Source organism: Saccharothrix sp. AJ9571 (assembly GCF_021725495.1).
GTDB lineage: Bacteria > Actinomycetota > Actinomycetes > Mycobacteriales > Pseudonocardiaceae > Amycolatopsis > Amycolatopsis magusensis.
The window spans coordinates 6,851,939-6,872,186 of sequence record NZ_CP091382.1 but is presented as its reverse complement, the minus strand read 5'-3'; the positions used below and the strand labels follow the sequence as shown (position 1 = coordinate 6,872,186).

Here is a 20,248-nt window from a genome sequence, read left to right as displayed (position 1 = left end):
ACCACCCTTCTCGTCAAATGCCCTGGTGGCCGGGGTTCTGCAGCACCAGCTCGATGAGGCTGCCGGCGTCCATCGAATCGACCGAATCAACCAACTCGGCGGACTTGCCCGGTTCAGTCGAGTCAGGACGCACGCCGGCCAGTTCCAGCAGCGTGTCCAATACCCCCGCGTCACGCAAGCGCGTCATGGGAATGTTCAGCAGCAGTTGACGGACCTTCTCTTCGCCCGTGTCGCTGGAGATGTCCGGGGCAAGTTGCGTCCGGAGGTGCTTGGCGAGCGCGCTCGGCGTGGGGTAGTCGAACACCAGGGTGGCCGGTAACCGCAGCCCGGTTGCCGCGTTCAAACCATTGCGCAGTTCCAGCGCCGTCAGCGAATCGAATCCGATTTCGGTGAACGCCCGCTCCGGGTTCACCGCGTTCGGGGTGTCGAATCCGAGCACGCCGGCAACCTGCTCTCGCAGGAGTTGGACCAGCACCTTCTCCTGTTCGGCTGCCTCGTCCAGTCCGGTAAGCCGTTGCCGCAAAGCATCCGCCGAGCCCGCCCCGGCCTTCGCTGTGCGTCGCGACGGGGCGCGCACCAACCCCCGCAACACTGCCGGAATCCCGTCCGGCCGCGACCTCCACGACGCGACGTCGAGATGCACCGGGGCGAGGACAGCCTCATCCGCACCAAGTGCGGCGTCGAACAATGCGACGCCCTCCGCCGAGGACAACGCCGTCATGCCGAACCGCCGCAACCTGTCGACATCGGAACCTTCGAGATTGCCGGTCATCTCGCTGACCTGCGACCACAGTCCCCACGCCAGCGACAGCGCCGGAAGGCCATGCGCCCGGCGGTGCTGCGCGAGCGCGTCCAGGAAGGCGTTCGCCGCCGCGTAGTTGCCCTGCCCCGGAGAGCCGAGCACACCCGCGAGGGAGGAGAACAACACGAATGCGCCGAGCTCGAGGTCCCTGGTCAGTTCGTGCAGGTTCAGCGCCGCATCCACCTTCGGACGCAGCACCGCGTCGATCCGCGCCGAGGTCAGCGATTCCACCGTGCCGTCATCGAGGACGCCCGCGGTGTGCACCACACCGGTCAGCGGATGCTCCGCCGGAATCCGTGCCAGGAGATCCGCCAGGGCCTTCCGGTCGGCCGCGTCGCAGGCCGAGACCGTGACCTCGGCGCCGAGTTCGCCCAGCTCGGCCACCAGTTCGGCGACGCCCGGCGCCGCATCGCCTCGTCGGCTGGCCAGGACCAGGTGCCGCACGTCGTGCTCCGCGACGAGATGCCGGGCCAGCAGCCCGCCGAGGGTGCCGGTGCCGCCCGTGATCAGCACCGTGCCGTCCGGATCGAACGCCGTCGGCCGCGTCTCCGGCACCGGAACCCGGTCGAGCCTCGGCACCCGGACCGTACCGCCACGCAGCGCGAGCTGTGGCTCGTCGTGCGTGAGCGCGGCTGGTAGTGCCCGGATCGAGGCGTCGTGGTCATCCATGTCCAGCAGGACGAACCGGCCGGGATGTTCCGACTGCGCGGAGCGGATGAGCCCCCACACCACGGCGCCGGGCAGGTCACCGGTGTCTTCACCGTCCTCCGTGACCACCGCGCCCCTCGTGACGAACACCAACCGGGCGGCGGTCAGCCGCTCGTCCGCCAGCCACGACCGCACCAGCGCGAGGGCCTGTCGCGCGGTGATGTGCGCGGCGGTGGCCGTCGCGCTGCCGCCGGACCCGCATTCGACGAGCACCAGATCCGGCACCTCAGCCACCGCGGCCAGCTCGGTGTGCTGGGTGACCTCGATGTCGCCGAGGCCGAACAAGTTCTCGAGCCGGCCAACCTGCTCGCCGAGCACAGCCAGCCGGACCGCCCCACCCGCAGGCGGCTGGGAACCCGGCAGGTCCGTCCAGCTCAACCGGAACAGCGAGCCGGCACCGTCCGGCCGCGCGGCGCGGACCTGCTCGGCCGACACCGGACGCAGAACCAGTGAATCCGCTGCCAGCACCGGGGTGCCGCCACCGTCCGCGATCTCCAGCGATACTCCGTCCGAACCCGCCGACACGATCTTCACCCGCAGTTCCGAGGCACCCGAAGCGAACAGTGTGACGCCGGTCCACGCGAACGGCAGCTGCGTGCCGCCCTCCTGCCCATCGGCGGAAAGACCCATCGCATGCAGTGCCGAGTCGAGCAGCGCCGGATGGATCCCGAACGAACCCGTCTCCGCGGCCGCATCCCCGCCAAGCCTGATCTCCGCGAAGGTCTCGTTCCCGCGGCGCCAGGCCGCCGTCAATCCCTGGAAGTTCGGGCCGTAGTGGATTCCGAAATCGGCGAACCGCTCGTAGAAGTCACCGATCTCCAGTGACACCGGCTCGGCTCCCGCTGGTGGCCAGGCCGTGAAGTCGAACGAGGGTGCCTCGGCTCCCGTTCCCAGCACACCGGTGGCGTGCCGGGTCCACGCCTCCCGCAGACCTGCGTGGCTATCGGCTCGGGAGTAGACACTCAGCGTCCGGTTACCGGACTCCTCGATGCCACCGACCACAACCTGGACCTGAACCCCGCCCTTGTCCGGTAGCACCAGCGGAACTTCCAGGGTCAGTTCCTCGAGCACATCGCAACCAACCTGATCACCGGCCTGGAAGGCGAGCTCAACGAACCCCGTCCCGGGGAACAACACCGGCCCCAACACCACGTGATCGGCCAACCACGGCTGCGATTCCACCGACAGCCGCCCGGTGAACAACACGCCATCCGAATCGGGCAGCCCAACGGCCGCACCCAGCAGCGGGTGCTCGGTCGCGGTCAGCCCGAGGCCTCCGGCATCGCCGACCTGCGTCGCCGCATCCAGCCAGTAGCGCTGCCGCTGGAACGCATACGTCGGCAGGTCCACTTTGCGGGCGCCGGTGCCGGCGAAGAAAGTGGTCCAGTCGATGGCGACACCGTGGGAGTGTGCCTCGCCCAGCGAGGTCATGAACCTGGCCAACCCGCCATCATCACGACGCAGTGTGCCGATAGCCGCCGCGGCGATACCGGTGTCGTCGATGGTTTCCTGGATTCCGACCGTGACCACCGGGTGCGGGCTGGATTCCACGAACACCCGATACCCATCAGCCAGCAACGCACGCGTGGTCTCTTCGAACTTCACCGTCTGCCGCAGATTCCGAAACCAGTACTCAGCGTCCAGAGCAGCGGTATCGACCAGCCCACCGGTCACCGTCGAATACAACGGCACATCACCAGAGGTTGGCGTAATCGGTGCCAGTACATCCAGCAACTCGTCATGGATCTGCTCCACATGCGACGAATGCGACGCATAGTCCACCGGAACCCGGCGAACCCGCACACCCTCGCCCTCACACGCGGCGATCAACTCATCCAACACACCCACATCACCCGAGACCACCACCGAATCAGGGCCATTCACCGCCGCCACCGAAATACGCCCCCCGAACGGCTCGATCCGCTGCCACACCCGCGCCACCGGCTCGGCCACCGACACCATCCCACCCGCACCCGACAAAGCCAGCAACGCTTGACTGCGCAACGCCACCACCCGCGCCCCGTCTTGCAACGACAGCGCACCAGCGACACACGCCGCCGCGATCTCCCCCTGCGAATGACCCACCACCGCCGCCGGCCGCACACCATGCGCCCGCCACAGCTCGGCCAACGACACCATCACCGCCCACAACGCCGGCTGCACCACATCCACCCGCTCCCACGACGGCGCACCCTCCACCCCACGCAGCACATCCAGAAGGGACCAGTCCACGAACGGCTCCAACGCCGCCGCACACTCCGTCAACCGCTCCGCGAAAACCGGACTCGATTCCATGAGTTCCAGGGCCATACCGGCCCACTGCGAACCCTGACCAGGAAAAACCAACACCACACCACCAGAACCGTGCGCCGCCACCACCGGCGCACCACCAGCAGCCACCCCATCCAAGCCCCTCAAGAAGGCGTCCCGGTCACTGGCCACGACAGCGGCCCGGTACTCCAGCGCAGCCCGCTTCGTCGCCAAAGAAAACGCCACATCCACCGCCGGCAACTCACCCCGCGAATCCACAAAAGAACGCAAACGCCCAGCCTGCTCCCGCAACGCCGACTCGCTCTTCGCCGACAACACCCACGGCACCACGTCCAGGTAACGACTCGACTCCGCTTCGACGGGAGCCTGCTCCGGATTCGGCACCTCTTCCGGTTGCGGCGCCTGCTCCAGGATCACATGCGCGTTCGTGCCACTGACCCCGAACGACGACACACCAGCACGCCGCGGCCACTCCGCCTCCGGCCACCGCCGGGATTCGGTCAACAGCTCGACCGAACCTTCCCTCCAGTCCACGTGCGACGATGGCTCATCGATGTGCAGGCTCCTCGGTAGCACGCCGTGTCGCATCGCCTGCACCATCTTCATCACCCCGGCCACACCAGCAGCTCCCTGCGTATGGCCGATATTCGACTTCACCGAACCGAGCCACAGTGGACGATCCGCAGGCCGATCCTGACCATAGGTCGCCAGCAACGCCTGCGCCTCGATCGGATCACCGAGAGTCGTTCCCGTCCCGTGCGCCTCCACGACGTCGACTTGATCAGCCGACACCCCGGCGTTGGCCAGCGCCTGGCGGATCACCCGCTGCTGTGACGGACCATTCGGCGCGGTCAACCCATTCGACGCACCATCCTGGTTCACCGCGGAACCACGCACCACAGCCAGAACCTCATGCCCATTGGCCTGTGCATCCGACAACCGCTCCACCAACAACAACCCAACACCCTCGGAGAACCCAGCCCCATCAGCCGCATCGGCGAACGGCTTACACCGGCCGTCCGACGCCAGCCCGCGCTGCTGAGAAAACTCCGCGAAGATCGCGGGGGTCGGCAGCACTGTCACCCCACCAGCCAAAGCCAGCGAACATTCGCCCTGGCGGAGGGACTGCATCGCCAGGTGCAATGCCACGAGAGAAGAAGAACAGGCGGTGTCCACCGTGATCGCGGGACCTTCGAATCCATACACATAGGACATACGACCCGAAGCGATACTCGCCGCGTTCCCGCTGGGGAGGTACATCTCAACACCCTCCGGCATCACGCAGGAGCGCAGGCCGTGTTCGTGGTTCATCACGCCCGCGAAAACCCCTGTCGCGCTACCGCGCAACGACTCCGGGTCGATCCCGGCCCGTTCGAATGCCTCCCACGACGTTTCCAGCAACAATCGCTGCTGCGGATCCATCGCCAACGCCTCACGCGGCGAAATCCCGAAAAACCCCGGATCGAACTCCACCGCGTCATACAAGAACCCACCCACACGGGCATAACCGTTCTCGGATTCAGCGATCTCCCAGCCCCGGTTGTCCGGAAACCCAGAAATCGCGTCTCGCTCAGCGGACACCAGCTCCCAGAGCGCTTCCGGCGAACTCGCTCCGCCGGGGAAGCGGCAGGCCATTCCCACGATGGCGATCGGTTCCTCGGTGAACTTGGCCACCACAGCCGGTGCGGCAGGCCGGGTGTCGGAGCCGACGAGTCGGGTATACAGGTAGCGGGCGAGGGCGGTAGGCGTGGGGTAGTCGAAAACGAGAGTCGCGGGGAGCCTCAGGCCGGTGCCGGTGTTCAGGCGATTGCGCAGTTCCAGCGCGGTCAACGAATCGAAACCAAGATCGGCGAACGCCCGACCCGCCCCGATCGCCTCGGGCTCGGTGAAGCCCAGTACACCGGCCACGTGCGTACGGACCAGCTCAACCAACATCTGTTCCCGTTCAGCCTCGGCCACGCCGGCCAACCGTCGCCGCCACACCTCCGCCGAACCGGAACCGGACCTGCTCGCGCGCCGCGCCGGCCCTTGCACCACACCACGAAACAAATGCGGAACCTGCCCAGCAGCCCGCAGCGCTCTCGTGTCCACACCCGCTGGAACCAGTACTCCGTCCCCCGCGCCGAGGGCTGCGTCGAACAACGCAAGCCCTGCCTCGGTGGTCAACGGGACGACACCCTGCGCGGCCGCTCGATCGACATCCACGTCGCCGGTCATCTCGCTGGACTGTTCCCACAAACCCCACGCCAATGACACGGCCGCAAGCCCCTGCGCCCGCCGATACTGCGCCAACCCGTCCAAGAACGTATTCGCCGCCGCATAACTGCCCTGACCCGCACTGCCGGATACCCCGGCCAACGCCGAGAACAGGATGAACGCCTTCAGGTCGAGGTCGCTGGTCAACTCGTGAAGGTTCACCGCCGCGTCCACCTTCGGACGCAACACGGCGTCGACACGCTCCGGGGTGAGCGATTCGATCACCCCGTCGTCGAGCACTCCGGCGGCATGCACCACACCGGTCAACGGATGCTCCGCAGGGATCTGGGCCAGGAGATGCGCCAACGCTTCCCGATCAGCCGCATCACACGCCGCGACCGTCACCTCAGCACCCAACTCGCTGAGCTCAGCGACCAACTCACCCGCACCCGGCGCCTCGTTCCCACGCCGACTGGTCAACACCACATGCCCCACACCGTGCGCTCCCACGAGATGCCGGGCCACCAAACCACCCAGAGTCCCAGTACCCCCGGTGATCAACACAGTGCCCTGTGAATCAAAACCGGGAATACCGCCCTCGTTGAGATTCCGATCGGACCGGGCCGATGCACGTTGCAACCGCGGCACCCGCACCACACCACCACTGATCGCCACCTGCGGCTCATCCAACGCGAGCGCCGCCGGCAACGCCTCGAACGACTCCCGGCTGCGATCGACATCGGCCAACACGAACCGACCCGGGTGCTCCGACTGCGCCGACCGCACCAAACCCCACACCGCGCCGGCCGCCGGGTTCCCACCATCCACCGCGCCCCGCGTCACCACCACCAACCGAACATCCACCAACCGCTCATCCGCAAGCCACGACCGGAGCATGCCCAGCACAGAACCCACCACACCCCGCACCACATCCGCACCTATACCGCCAGGCACGCACTCAACCAACACCACACCCGGCACATCCCCAGCCTCGGCCAACGAAGCCACGTCACCGTGCCGGACCACCGCCAACCCATCCACATCGGACAACTCGGCGAGCTGATCACCCAACACCCCCCACCGCGCCGGCACGACACCACTACCGGCATCCGACGGCTCTACCCACTCAAGACGGAACAACGAACCGTCATCACCGCGGCGCGCCGCCCGCAACTGCTCCGCCGACACCGGGCGCGTCACCAACGACTCGACCACCCCCACCGGAACCCCGTCGCCGTCGGCGAACTCCACCGACACACCACCCGAACCCACCGGAGTCAACCGAGCACGCAACACCGAGGCACCACGCGTGAACAACGACACCCCGGTCCACGCGAACGGCAACCGCGTTCCACCCTGCTGCCGATCCCCAGCGAGACCCATGGCGTGCAGAACCGCATCCAGCAACGCCGGGTGAATCCCGAACGAACCGGCCTCGCCGGCCCCGTCCTCACCCAGCGCCACCTCGGCGAAAACCTCGCCTCCGTGTTGCCACGCCGCCGTCAAACCCTGGAAAGCAGGCCCGTAATCAAGCCCAGCCTCGGAAAAACGATCGTAGAGATCGGTGGTCTCCAACGACACGGCCCCCGCAGGCGGCCAGACCGTCAGGTCGAACGACGGTGTCTCGGCTCCCATTCCCAGGACACCCGTGGCGTGCCGGGTCCACGGCCGCTCCAGCCCGTCCTCAGCCACGAAGTCGTTCGACCGAGTGTGCACACTCACCGACCGGCTACCGGACTCATCGGTGCCACCGACCACGACCTGGACCTGAACCCCGCCCTGATCCGGCAACACCAGCGGAGCTTCCAGGGTGAGCTCCTCGAGCACCTCGCAACCAACCTGAGCACCGGCCTGGAAGGCGAGCTCGACGAACCCGGTCCCGGGGAACAGCACCGTGTCCATGACGGCGTGGTCCGCCAACCAGGGTTGTGTTTCCAGGGACAGACTGCCCGTGAACACCACACGATCCGAATCGGCAAGCCCCACCGCAGCAGACAGCAACGGATGGTCAGTCGCGATGAGACCGAAGTCGCGCGCATCTCCGGCTGGGGCGCGCGTATCCAGCCAGTAGCGTTGCCGCTGGAACGCATACGTCGGCAACTCCACCCTGCGTGCGCCGGTGCCGGCGAAGAACATCTCCCAATCGACCGCCGCGCCGTGGGCGTGTGCCTCGCCCAGCGAGGTCAGGAACCGGTCCAACCCACCATCATCACGACGCAAAGTCCCCACCGCCGCCGCAGCGAAACCGGCGTCCTCAATGGTCTCCTGGATCCCCACGGTCAGCACCGGATGCGGACTCGATTCCACGAAGACCCGATACCCATCGGCCAACAAGGCGCGGGTGGTGCCCTCGAATTCCACGGTGTGCCGCAAATTGCGGAACCAATACTCTCCGTCCACTGTCGCCGTGTCGATCAACCCACCGGTGACCGTGGAATAGAACGGAACATCACCGGCCACCGGGGTGATCGGCGAAAGGGCCTCGACGATGTCGTCGTGGAGGGCCTCCACATGCGGCGAATGCGACGCATAATCCACCGGCACCGGACGAACCCGCACCCCCTCGTCCAGACACGCGGCGACCAACTCATCCAGCGCATCCACATCACCCGACACCACCACCGAACCCGGACCATTCACCGCCGCCACCGACACCCGGCCGCCCCACGCCTCAAGGCGACGGCGCACCTGTTCTGTCGGTTCGGCCACCGACACCATGCCCCCACCACCAGCCAACGCCACCAACGCCTGACTGCGTAACGCCACCACCCGCGCCCCATCCTCCAACGACAACGCCCCCGCCACACACGCCGCCGCGATCTCACCCTGCGAATGCCCCACCACCGCCGCCGGCCGCACACCATGCGCCCGCCACAGCTCGGCCAACGACACCATCACCGCCCACAACACCGGCTGCACCACATCCACCCGCGCCACATCCGGCGAGCCCTCCACCCCACGCAGCACGTCCAACAGTGACCAGTCCACGAACGGATCCAACGCCGCCGCGCACTCGCCCAGGCACTGCGCGAACACCGGACTGGACTCCAGCAGGTCCACGGCCATGCCGGTCCACTGCGAGCCCTGGCCTGGGAACACCCACACCACACCCCCAGAACCCTCCGCCGACACCACCGGCACCTCACCGGCGGCAACCCCCTCCAGACCACGCAGGAACCCATCCCGATCAGCAGCGGTCACCGCAGCGCGATACTCCAACGACGCCCGCGTCGTCGCCAACGAAAACGCCACATCCACCGGCGAAAGGTCCTCATCGGAACGCACCGACACGGCCAACCGCCGAGCCTGCTCCTGCAAGGCTTCCGGCGTCTTGGCCGAGAGCACCCACGGCACCACACCCAGCTCACGGCCCGGCCCCTCGACAGGGGCAGCCACCGGCCGCGGTGCTTGTTCCAGAATCACATGCGCGTTGGTGCCACTGATCCCGAACGACGACACCCCAGCACGCCACGGCCGCCCCACGACCGGCCACGACCTCGACTCCGTCAACAACTCCACCGCACCCGCCGACCAATCCACGTGCGACGACGGCTCGTCGATGTGCAGGCTCTTCGGCAACACCCCATACCGCATCGCCTGCACCATCTTCACCACACCCGCCACACCCGCGGCCGCCTGCACGTGACCGATGTTCGACTTCACCGAACCAAGCCACAACGGACGATCCACCGGCCGATCCTGGCCATACGTCGCCAACAGTGCTTGCGCCTCGATCGGATCACCGAGAGTCGTCCCGGTTCCGTGCGCCTCCACAGCGTCCACATCGGACGGGTCAATCCCCGCGCTGGCCAACGCCGCCCGGATCACCCGCTGCTGCGACGGGCCATTGGGCGCCGTCAACCCATTCGACGCACCATCCTGGTTCACCGCAGAACCACGCACCACAGCCAGAACCTCATGCCCATTGGCCTGTGCATCCGACAACCGCTCGAGCAGGAGAAGCCCAGCACCTTCACCCCAGCCCGTGCCATCCGCGGCCTCGGCGAACGACTTGCACCGCCCATCCACCGCCAACCCGCCCTGCCGCGAGAACTCCACGAACGCACCAGAATTCGCCATCACCGTCACCCCACCGGCCAACGCGACCGTGCATTCGCCTGCCCGCAGGGATTGGGCGGCCATGTGGAGAGCGACCAGCGACGACGAGCAGGCCGTGTCCACCGTCACCGCAGCACCCTCGAACCCGAAGACATAGGAGAGGCGACCGGACAGCACGGAGCTCGCGTTCCCGGTCATCAGGTGGCCGGCGAACTCCTCCGCGGTCCCACTGAAGTCGGTGCCGTAACCGGAATAGCCGGAGCCGACGAAGACCCCGGCTCGGCTTCCGCGCAGGGAATGCGCGTTGATGCCGGCCTGTTCGAAGGTTGCCCACGCCACCTCGAGGAGCAGGCGCTGCTGGGGGTCCATCGCGAGGGCCTCGCGTGGCGAAATAGCGAAGAAGCCGGGGTCGAAATCGGCCGCGTCGGTGAGGAATCCGCCTGAGCGCGTGTCACTGGTGCCCTTGTGCCGCGGATCCGGGTGGTGGAGCGCGTCGAGATCCCAGCCCCGGTCGGTGGGGAACTCGGTAATGGCGTCGATGCCATCGGACACCAAACGCCAGAACTCTTCGGGGGTGGCCACCCCACCCGGCAGGCGGCAGCCCATTCCGATGATCGCGATCGGCTCGCCCGGGTCGGCCGCCACCGTCACCGGTGCCGCGGCCTGTTCGGTCAGGCCGAGCAGTTCCGTGCGCAGGTATTCGACGACCGCGTTGGGGGTCGGGTGGTCGAAGACCACGGTGGCAGGTACCTGGGTCCCGGTGCTCGCGCCGAGACCGTTGCGGAACTCGACCGCCATCAGGGAGTCGAAGCCGAGGTCGCGGAACGCCCGGTCGGGTTCGACGCTTTCCGGGCCGGGATGTCCCAGCACCTTCGCGGTTTCTGTGCGGACCAGTTCCAGCAGCACGCGGTTTTGCTCGCCAGGGGGCAGCCCGGCGAGGCGGTCGTCGAGCAGCGAGCCACCGTCGCCGGTGTTCGGTTCGTCGAGCGCCTGTCGCACTTCGGGCAGGTCACCGAGCAGCGGGCTCGGGCGGGCCGCGTTGAAGGCCGGCGCGAACAGCTCCCAGTTCACGTCCGCGACGACCACGTTCGTCTCGTCCGCTTCGAGCGCCTGCTGCAACGCGGTAATGGTGAGTCCGGGCGCCATCGGCACCACCCCGCGGCGGCGCAGCAGACCGGCCCCTTCCGCGGTGACCATCCCGCCTCCGGCCCACGGGCCCCACGCGATCGCGGTCGCCGCGAGGCCCCTGGAACGGCGCTGCTCGACCAACGCGTCCAGGAACGCGTTCGCCGCGGCATAGGCCGCCTGGTTGGCGCTGCCCCACACCCCGGCGATCGACGAGAACAGCACAAAGGCATCCAGCGGCCGATCGCCCAGCAGTTCGTCCAGATTCGCCGCACCGAGGGCCTTCGCCGCCAGCGCCTCCTGGAGGTGGGCCGGAGTGCCGGCGACGACCGGGGCCGAGTCCGGTGATCCTGCCGCATGGACCACTCCGGTTATTCCGAAACCGGCAACCAGCTCCGCCGCCGAGTCGCGGTCGGCGACATCGCACGCCACGATCGTCACCCGAGCTCCCAGCGCGGTCAGCTCCGCCTCCAGCTCGTCAGCGCCCGGCGCCTCCCGGCCTCGGCGGCTGGTGAGCACGAGGTGCTCCACGCCCTGGCCGGCCAGCCACCGCGCCGCCCTCGCGCCCAACGCACCGGTACCACCGGTCACCAAGACCGTGCCCCTCGGCGCCCACCCACCGCCGGCAGCCGGAGGTTCGGCGTGCGCCAACCGCCGGCCGAACACCCCGGCCTCGCGTACCGCCACCTGGTCCTCGGCACCCGACAGCACCTCGACCAGACGAGTGATCGCCGGCTCGTCCCACCGCTCGGGCAGATCGACCAATCCACCCCAGCGATCCGGGTGTTCCAGTGCCACCACCCGGCCCAAACCCCAGACCGCGGCCTGAGCGGCGCTCGCCACGCCCTCCGCACGGTCCACCGACACCGCACGCCGGGTCACCGCCCACATGCGCGCAGCACAGCCGACCGTGTTCAACGCCTGCACCAGGTCGACCGTCTTCGCCAACCCGGAAGGCACCGCCGGGAATCCCGCCAACGGCTGTTCGTCGAGGGCCAGCAAGGACAGCACGCCCGTCACCGGTCCCTCAGCCAAAGCGTGGCGCAGGCGGTCGGTGATCACTTCGGGAGCATCCGAGCCAGAAACCACCACTCGGCGCCCCGTCAAACGCTGCAGGACAGCGCACGCTCCCGCGTCCTCGGCATGGCTGCCGGGAACCACGACCAGCCAGCTGCCCGCACCCGCGGACGGCGTGGTGGTGAGCGGTTTCCAGGTGACCCGATACCGCCAGAGGTCCGCTGTGGCGTCGTTGTGCCGCGCCCGGCTGGTCAGTTCCAGCCAGTAGCTCTGCCGCTGGAAGGGGTAGGTCGGCAGATCGACCTTGTGTGCGCCGGTTCCGTCGAAGAACGCCGCCCAGTCCACCGGGCTGCCGTGGACGTGGAGCGTGGCCAGAGTTTCGCCGAGTGCTTGTGCTTCGCCGCGGTTCTTCCGCTGCGCGGAGACGAGCACCGCGTCGGTGGTGAGCGATGCGCTGATCATCGAGGTCAGCCTGCTGCTCGGGCCGATCTCCACGAACCTGGTGACACCGTGCGCCTCCAGAGCGCGCACCCCGTCGCTGAACCGCACCGCTTCCCGCACATGCCGAACCCAGTAGTCCGCCGAATACCCCACAGCGAGTTCACCGGACACGTTGGACACGATCGGAATTCGCGGGGCACTGTATTCGATACCCTCGGCCAGGCTGCGGAACTCGTCGAGCATGGGTTCCATGTGTGGTGAATGGAACGCGTGGCTCACCCGCAACCGCTTGGTCCGGCGCCCCTTGGCCTCCCACCGCGCCGCGACCTCCAGCACCGCACCTTCGTCACCGGAGACCACCACCGAATCCGGTGCGTTGACCGCCGCGATACCGACCTGGGACTCCTTGCCCGCCAGCGACGGCCGCACCTCGGCCTCGGTCGCCTGGACCGCCACCATCGCCCCGCCCGCCCGTCGCCCACCACCACCCTCAACGGAGCGCTCCGCGCCAGCCTCAATCCAGCGTCGCCCACCACCACCCTCAACGGAGCGCTCCGCGCCAGCCTCAATCCAGCGTCGCCCACCACCACCCTCGACGGAGTCGCTGCGCGACGCTGGATCGACTCCAGGCAACGCCTGCATCAACCGACCCCGCGCGGCTACCAGCCGGCTTGCGTCCTCGAGCGTCAACACTCCGGCGACATGCGCGGCCGCCAGCTCACCAATCGAATGCCCGCCCACCACATCCGGTGCCACGCCCCAGGACTCCAACTGGCGGAACAACCCCACCTCGAAGGCGAACAAACCCGCCTGGGCCCACAGCGTCTGCTCCAGCAGGTCACCACCGGCGAAGACAACCTCCTTCACCGGGTGATCCAGGTGCTGATCCAGCTCCGAGCAGACGGCATCGAACGCCGCCGCGAACACCGGATAGACCCCGTACAACTCCCGGCCCATCCCCGGACGTTGCGAACCCTGACCGGCGAACAAGAACGCGGTCTTCCCCCTGGCCGCCGAGCCTTCAACCACCCCTGCGACGCCGCGGCCCTCCGCGACGGCCCGCAACCCCGCCAGCAGGTCGTCCCGGTCGCCGCCCACCACTGCCGCACGGCGCTCCAACCCCGCACGCGTCGTCGCCAGCGAATACCCCACATCCACCGGCGAAAGCCCGACCTCACGGTTCACCAAGGACACCAAGCGCTCAGCTTGCGCCCGCAATGCCTGCGAGGTCCTTGCCGAGATGACCCACGGCACCACGCCCAGGTCGCGGCCCGGCGTCTCCTCCTCGGCAGGAGCCTCCTCCGGCACCGGCGCCTGCTCCAGGATCACGTGAGCGTTGGTGCCGCTGATCCCGAACGAGGACACCCCGGCGCGCCGCGGCCATTCCGCCGCCGGCCACCGTTTCGATTCGGTCAGCAACTCGACCGCGCCCGCCGACCAATCCACATGCGACGAAGGCTCGTCGATGTGCAGGCTTTCCGGCAGCATCCCGTGCCGAATCGCCTGCACCATCTTTATCACCCCGGCGACACCCGCAGCCGCCTGCGTATGGCCGATGTTCGACTTGATCGACCCCAGCCACAATGGACGGTCATCCGGCCGATCCTGCCCATACGTCGCCAGCAACGCCTGCGCCTCGATCGGATCACCCAACGTGGTGCCGGTGCCGTGCGCCTCCACGACATCGACCTGATCAGCGGGAACTCGCGCGTTGGCCAGCGCCTCCCGGATCACCCGCTGCTGCGACGGACCGTTCGGCGCCGTCAAACCATTCGACGCACCGTCCTGATTCACCGCCGAACCCCGCACCACAGCCAAGATCTGGTGCCCGTTCCGCCGGGCGTCCGACAACCGCTCCACCAGCAGGAGTCCGACACCCTCACCCCAACCAGTGCCATCGGCGGACTCGGCGAACGACTTGCACCGCCCATCCGACGCCAGTGCACCCTGCCGGGAGAACTCGGCGAAGGCCAAGGGGGTCGACAACACGCTCACCCCACCGGCCACCGCCAGCGAACACTCTCCCTGGCGGAGGGATTGCACCGCCAAGTGCAGCGCCACCAGTGACGACGAACAGGCCGTGTCCACTGTCACCGCCGGACCCTCGAAGCCCAAGGTGTACGAAACCCGGCCCGACAGCACACTCGCCGCATTACCGGTACTCCAGTGTGCCTGGCTTTCTCCCCCGGGTTCGCCACCCAGCCGGAAGAGGTAGTCCTGCCCGTTGGTGCCGACGAAGACCCCGACGTCTTCGCCACGCAACGACTGCGGGTCGATGCGAGCCCGCTCGAACACCTCCCACGACATCTCCAGCAACAACCGCTGCTGCGGATCCATCGTCAACGCCTCACGCGGCGAGATCCCGAAGAAACCGGGATCGAACTCACCCGCGCCGGACAGGAACCCACCCTCGCGAAGGGAGAACTGCGCCAAGGAATCCGCTGAATCCCAGCCGCGGTCGTCCGGGAAGGCCGAGATCCCGTCGGCGCCATTGGCGACCAGCTGCCACAACCCCTCCGGCGAACTCACCCGGCCCGGAAAGCGGCATGCCATCCCGACGATCGCGATCGGCTCCCGTGCACTGTCCTCGACCTCGCGCAGTTGTCCCCGAGCCTGCCTGAGCTCGCCCATCGCCCACTTGAGGTGGTCAAGTAGTTCCTGGTTATCCGCCATTGGTAAGACTCCCGTTCGAGACCGAAGAAGGATTCACGCTCGCGGTGGTCAAGATCGACCGAACTCTTTTTGCAAGATTTCGTAGAGCTCGTCCTCCGTCGCCGATGCGATGTCGTGCCCGGCAGAAGCCTGATCCTGGCTTTCCTTCCAGCGCGTGAGCAGGTTTTGCAGGCGGACGGTGATCGCGGTGCTCTCGCTTTCGCTGACGGTCGCGGTGAACAAGCTCGCCTCGAACCGGTCCAGCTCGGCGTCAAGGCCGTCCTCTTCCGCCGGCCCGTCCGCCGCGAGTTCGCCGAACAGGTACTTCGCCACGGCGACCGGGGTGGGGTAGTCGAACACCACCGTGGCGGGCACCCGGATGCCGCTTGCCGAACCGAGCCCGTTGCGGAATTCCACCGCCGTCAACGAGTCGAACCCGAGCTCGTCGAACGCCCGCTCTGGTTCGATGCTCTCCGTCGACGGATAGCCGAGCACCTTCGCGACTTCCTCCTGGACCAAGGTCAGCAGGACTTCGAGTTGATCGTCTTCGGACAGCCCGGTGAGCCCTTCCCGCAACGAGCCGGCATCGCCGGAGCCGGTCCGCGCCACGTCCCGCACCTGGCGGAACTCCGGCAGGTCGGCGAACTGCGGGTTGGGTCCGGCCGCGATCAGCGAAGGCGTGAGCAGTTCCCAATCGATATCCGCGACCGTGACCGTCGTCGTGGCGTGGGCCACCGCGTGCTCGAGGGCCGTGATCGCCAGCTCCGGCGACATCGGTGTCGTGCCACCCCGCCGCAACCGGTCGGTGACCGCGGCGCTTCCGGCGGCCATGCCGCTGTCCGCCCACGGGCCCCATGCGACCGCGGTCGCGGCCAGCCCCAGCCCCCTCCGCTGCTCGGCCAGCGCGTCCAGGAAGGCATTCGCCGCAGCGTAGTTGGCCTGACCGGCGCTTCCCGCGACGCCGACGATCGAGGAGAACAGCACGAACATGCCGATGTCGGTGTCCTTGGTGAGTTCATGCAGGTTCACCGCAGCGTCCACCTTCGGGCGCAGCACCGTGTCGAGTCGGTCGGGCGTCAAGGATTCCAATACCCCGTCGTCAAGCACCCCGGCCGCGTGCACGATGCCGCTCAGTGGGAACTCCGAGGGAATCCTGGCCAGCAGCTCCGCCAGCGCATCCCGGTCGGCGGCGTCGCATGCGGCCACCGTGACCGTGGTCCCGAGGTCGCTGAGTTCCGCTTCGAGTTCGGCCACGCCGGGGGCAGCGCGCCCCCGGCGACTGGTGAGTACCAGGTGTTCGGCGCCCTTGCGTGCGAGCCAGCGGGCGATGTGCGCGCCGAGCGCACCAGTACCACCGGTGATGATGACGGTCCCGGAACCGGGAGCCCAGCCGCCGACAAGATCATCATCCGGTTGCGCGCGGATGAGCCTGCGCACGAGAACCCCGGAGTCACGTACGGCCAAATGGTCCTCGTCGCCCATCCCGCTCAAGGCGTCGATGAGGTGGGAAATCGAACGGGCATCCACGACCTCCGGGAGGTCGATGAGCCCGCCCCAGCGCTCCGCGTGTTCCAACGCCACCACACGGCCCAGTCCCCACACCTGCGCCTGTGTCGGATTGCGCATGGCGTCCGAGGGCCCCACGGACACGGAGCCCTGGGTGACACACCACACCTTGAGTTCGGCTGCCACGTCCCCCAGCGCCTGAACCAGCCCCATGGTCGCGGCGAGACCACCGGGCACCGAAGACAACGCTGGATGCGGCGTCTCGTCGAGGGCCAGCAAGGACACGATGCGGGAGACCGGCTCTTCGGCCGTCAGTTCGCTCAAGCAGGTGGAAATCGCCTCGCGATCCGCACCTTCGGTCAGCGTCAACGTGCGGACCAGCGCGCCGCGTTCGGTCAGCTCCCGGACGAGGAAGTCGGTCCACCCGTCGGCGGGCAAGTTCGACGGCCGGACGACAAGCCAGGTCCCTGACACGTTCTTCGCCGAAGCCTCGTTCGGCGGCTTCCAGATCACCCGGTACCGCCACTGATCCAGGGTCGACCGTGTGCGGTGCTGCTGGTGCCAGGACGACAGCGCGGGCAACAACGCGGTGAGCGAAGCCCGTTCCTGGGCGCCGTCGAGCGCCAGCACCTCGCACACCGCGTCGCCGTCTCGGCGCTCGACGGCTTGCCAGAAGCCGCTCTCCGCCGAGCCCACCCGATCGGCCTGCTCGCCCTCCCCCATGGCCGGTTCCAGCCAGTAGCGCTGGCGTTGAAAAGCGTACGTCGGCAACTGCACCCGGTGAGCACCGGAAGGACCGAAAAACGCGGCCCAGTCCACCGCGCAACCATTCACGTAAACCGTGGCCACAGCCTCGACAAGCGCCCGCGACTCACCGCGATCCGCACGCAGCACAGGAACCAGCACCGCGCCATCCCCGCCGCAGGAATCACTCATCATCGAGATCAACGTGCCGGCTGGACCGATCTCCACAAACCTCGAAACACCCTGCGCCTCCAGCGCACGGACACCAGCACAGAACCGCACTGTCTCCCGCACCTGCCGAACCCAGTACTCGGCCGAGAACTCCGCGATCAGCTCACCGGACACAGTGGACACGATCGGAATTCGCGGCCGCCCATACTCGATCCCCTCCGCGACCCCGCGGAACTCCTCCAGCATTCCCTCCATCCGGGGAGAGTGGAACGCATGACTCACCCGCAGCCGTTTCACCTGACGGCCCCGCTCCTGCCAGTACGCCACGATCTCCTCGACGACGTCCTCATCACCGGACACCACAACGGAATCCGGTGCGTTGATCGCCGCGATCGCGACCTGGGCCTCCCGGCCGGACAACAGCGGCAACACCTCGGCCTCGGTAGCCCGAACAGATGCCATGGCACCACCGGCCGGCAGTTCCTGCATCAACCGGCCGCGCGCCGCCACCAACACCGCCGCGTCCTCCAGCGACAGCACACCGGCGACGTGCGCCGCGGACAGCTCACCGATCGAATGCCCGCCCACGAAGTCGGGAGTCACTCCCCACGACTCCAGTAGCCGGAACAACGCCACCTCGATCGCGAACAAGGCCGCCTGGGTGAACATCGTCTGGTCCAGCAGCTCGGCGCCCGCCGAGCCTTCGGCGGCGAACACCACCTCCCGCACCGAACGGTCCAGATGCTTGTCCAACTGCTCGCACGCCGCGTCGAAGGCATCAGCCAACACCGGGAACCGGTCGTACAACTCCCGGCCCATACCCGGGCGCTGCGAACCCTGGCCGGCGAACACGAACGCCGTCTTCCCTTTGGTCGCCACGCCCTGGATCACCTCGGGGGCACCATGCCCCCGAGCCAGCGCCTCCAACCCCCGGTGCAACGGCTCCCGGCTTTCACCGACGACGACAGCACGGTGGTTCATACCGGCACGAGTCGTCGCCAGGGAGAATCCCACGTCCGCGGGTGACCACTCACCCACATGAGACACAAGACGTTCCGCCTGTGCTCGCAACGCCGGGACGTTCTTCGCGGAAAGCGGCCAGGGCGTGACGGGAACCGACGCACCGGTGCCGCCGGATGCCTCCGTCTCGATCTCGGGAGCCTGCTCCAGGATCACATGTGCGTTGGTGCCGCCGATGCCGAACGAGGACACGCCTGCCCGGCGCCGTTCACCGTTTTCCGGCCACGGCATGGCTTCGGTCAGCAGCTCCGCCGCACCGGCCGACCAGTCCACATCGGAGTTCGGCTCGTCGCTGTACAGGCTTTTCGGCAGAACGCCGTGCCGCATCGCCATCACCATCTTGATCACGCCTGCCACCCCGGCAGCCGTCTGCGAGTGACCGATGTTCGACTTGATCGAACCGATTCGCAGCGGCCGGTTCCGCGGCCGATCCTGGCCGTAGGCCGCCAGCAGTGCCTGCGCCTCGATCGGGTCACCGAGATTGGTGCCGGTCCCGTGCGCCTCGACCACGTCGACCTCATCGGCCGACAACCGGCCGCTGGCAAGAGCGTGTTTGATCACCCGCTGCTGCGACAGCCCGTTGGGCGCGGTCAACCCGTTGGACGCGCCATCGTGATTCACCGCGGAACCACGCAGCACGGCCAGCACCGGCCTGCCGTTGCGCACCGCGTCGGACAGTCGCTCGACCAGCAGCAACCCGACGCCCTCGCCCAAACCGGTGCCGTCCGCCGCGGCGGCGAAGGCCTTGCACCGGCCGTCCGGGGAAAGGAGGCCCTGGCGGGAGAAATCCACGAAGCTGGTGGGCCTCGACATCACCGTCGCGCCACCGGCCAACGCCAGCGAACACTCGCCCCGCCGCAACGCCTGCGCCGCCCAATGCAACGCCACCAACGACGAGGAGCAAGCCGTGTCCACCGTCACCGTGGGGCCTTTGAGGCCGAACACGTACGCGATGCGACCAGAAAGGACGCTCGGGGAGTTGCCGGTCAGCACATGCCCCGCGACGTCGTCCTGCTGCTGTCCGCCCACCGTCTCGTAGCCGTAGTAGGTGGCGCCGACGAACACGCCGGTCTCGCTGCCCGCGAGGGAACTCGGGTCGATCTCCGCCCGTTCGATGGCCTCCCACCCGGTTTCCAGCAGCAGCCGCTGCTGGGGGTCCATCGCCAGCGCTTCGCGTGGCGAAATGCCGAAGAAGCCCGCGTCGAACTGGGCGGCCTCGTGCAGGAAGCCACCCTTGCACGTGTAACTGGTGCCGGGGCGGCCAGCGGGGTCGTACAACGCTTCCATGTCCCATCCCCGGTCGAGCGGGAATCCGGAAATGGCGTCGCCGCCCGCGGCGACCAGGTCCCACAATTCCTCCGGGGAACTCACACCGCCCGGGAACCGGCAAGCCATGCCCACGATCGCGATGGGCTCCCGATCCTTTTCTTGGACCTTCTGCAGCCGATCGCGGGTCTCGTGCAGGTCGGCGACGGCCCGCTTCAGGTAGTCGCGGAGCTTCTCTTCGTTCGACATCAGGCATCCCCCTTGACCAGC

Annotated in this window: 2 protein-coding genes; both read right to left on the bottom strand. The window is 67.9% G+C overall.

The window, feature by feature from the left end; translation table 11 throughout:
• Positions 1 to 13: 13 nt before the first annotated feature.
• Positions 14 to 15,292 (bottom strand): type I polyketide synthase, encoded by a 15,279-nt coding sequence (locus L3Q67_RS31685; RefSeq protein WP_499185098.1) that lies wholly within the window; start codon positions 15,290 to 15,292, stop codon positions 14 to 16.
• Positions 15,293 to 15,340: 48 nt separating this feature from the next.
• Entirely contained in the window at positions 15,341 to 20,230 is a 4,890-nt protein-coding gene (locus L3Q67_RS31680; RefSeq protein WP_499191687.1) for a type I polyketide synthase, read from the bottom strand.
• Positions 20,231 to 20,248: the final 18 nt, after the last annotated feature.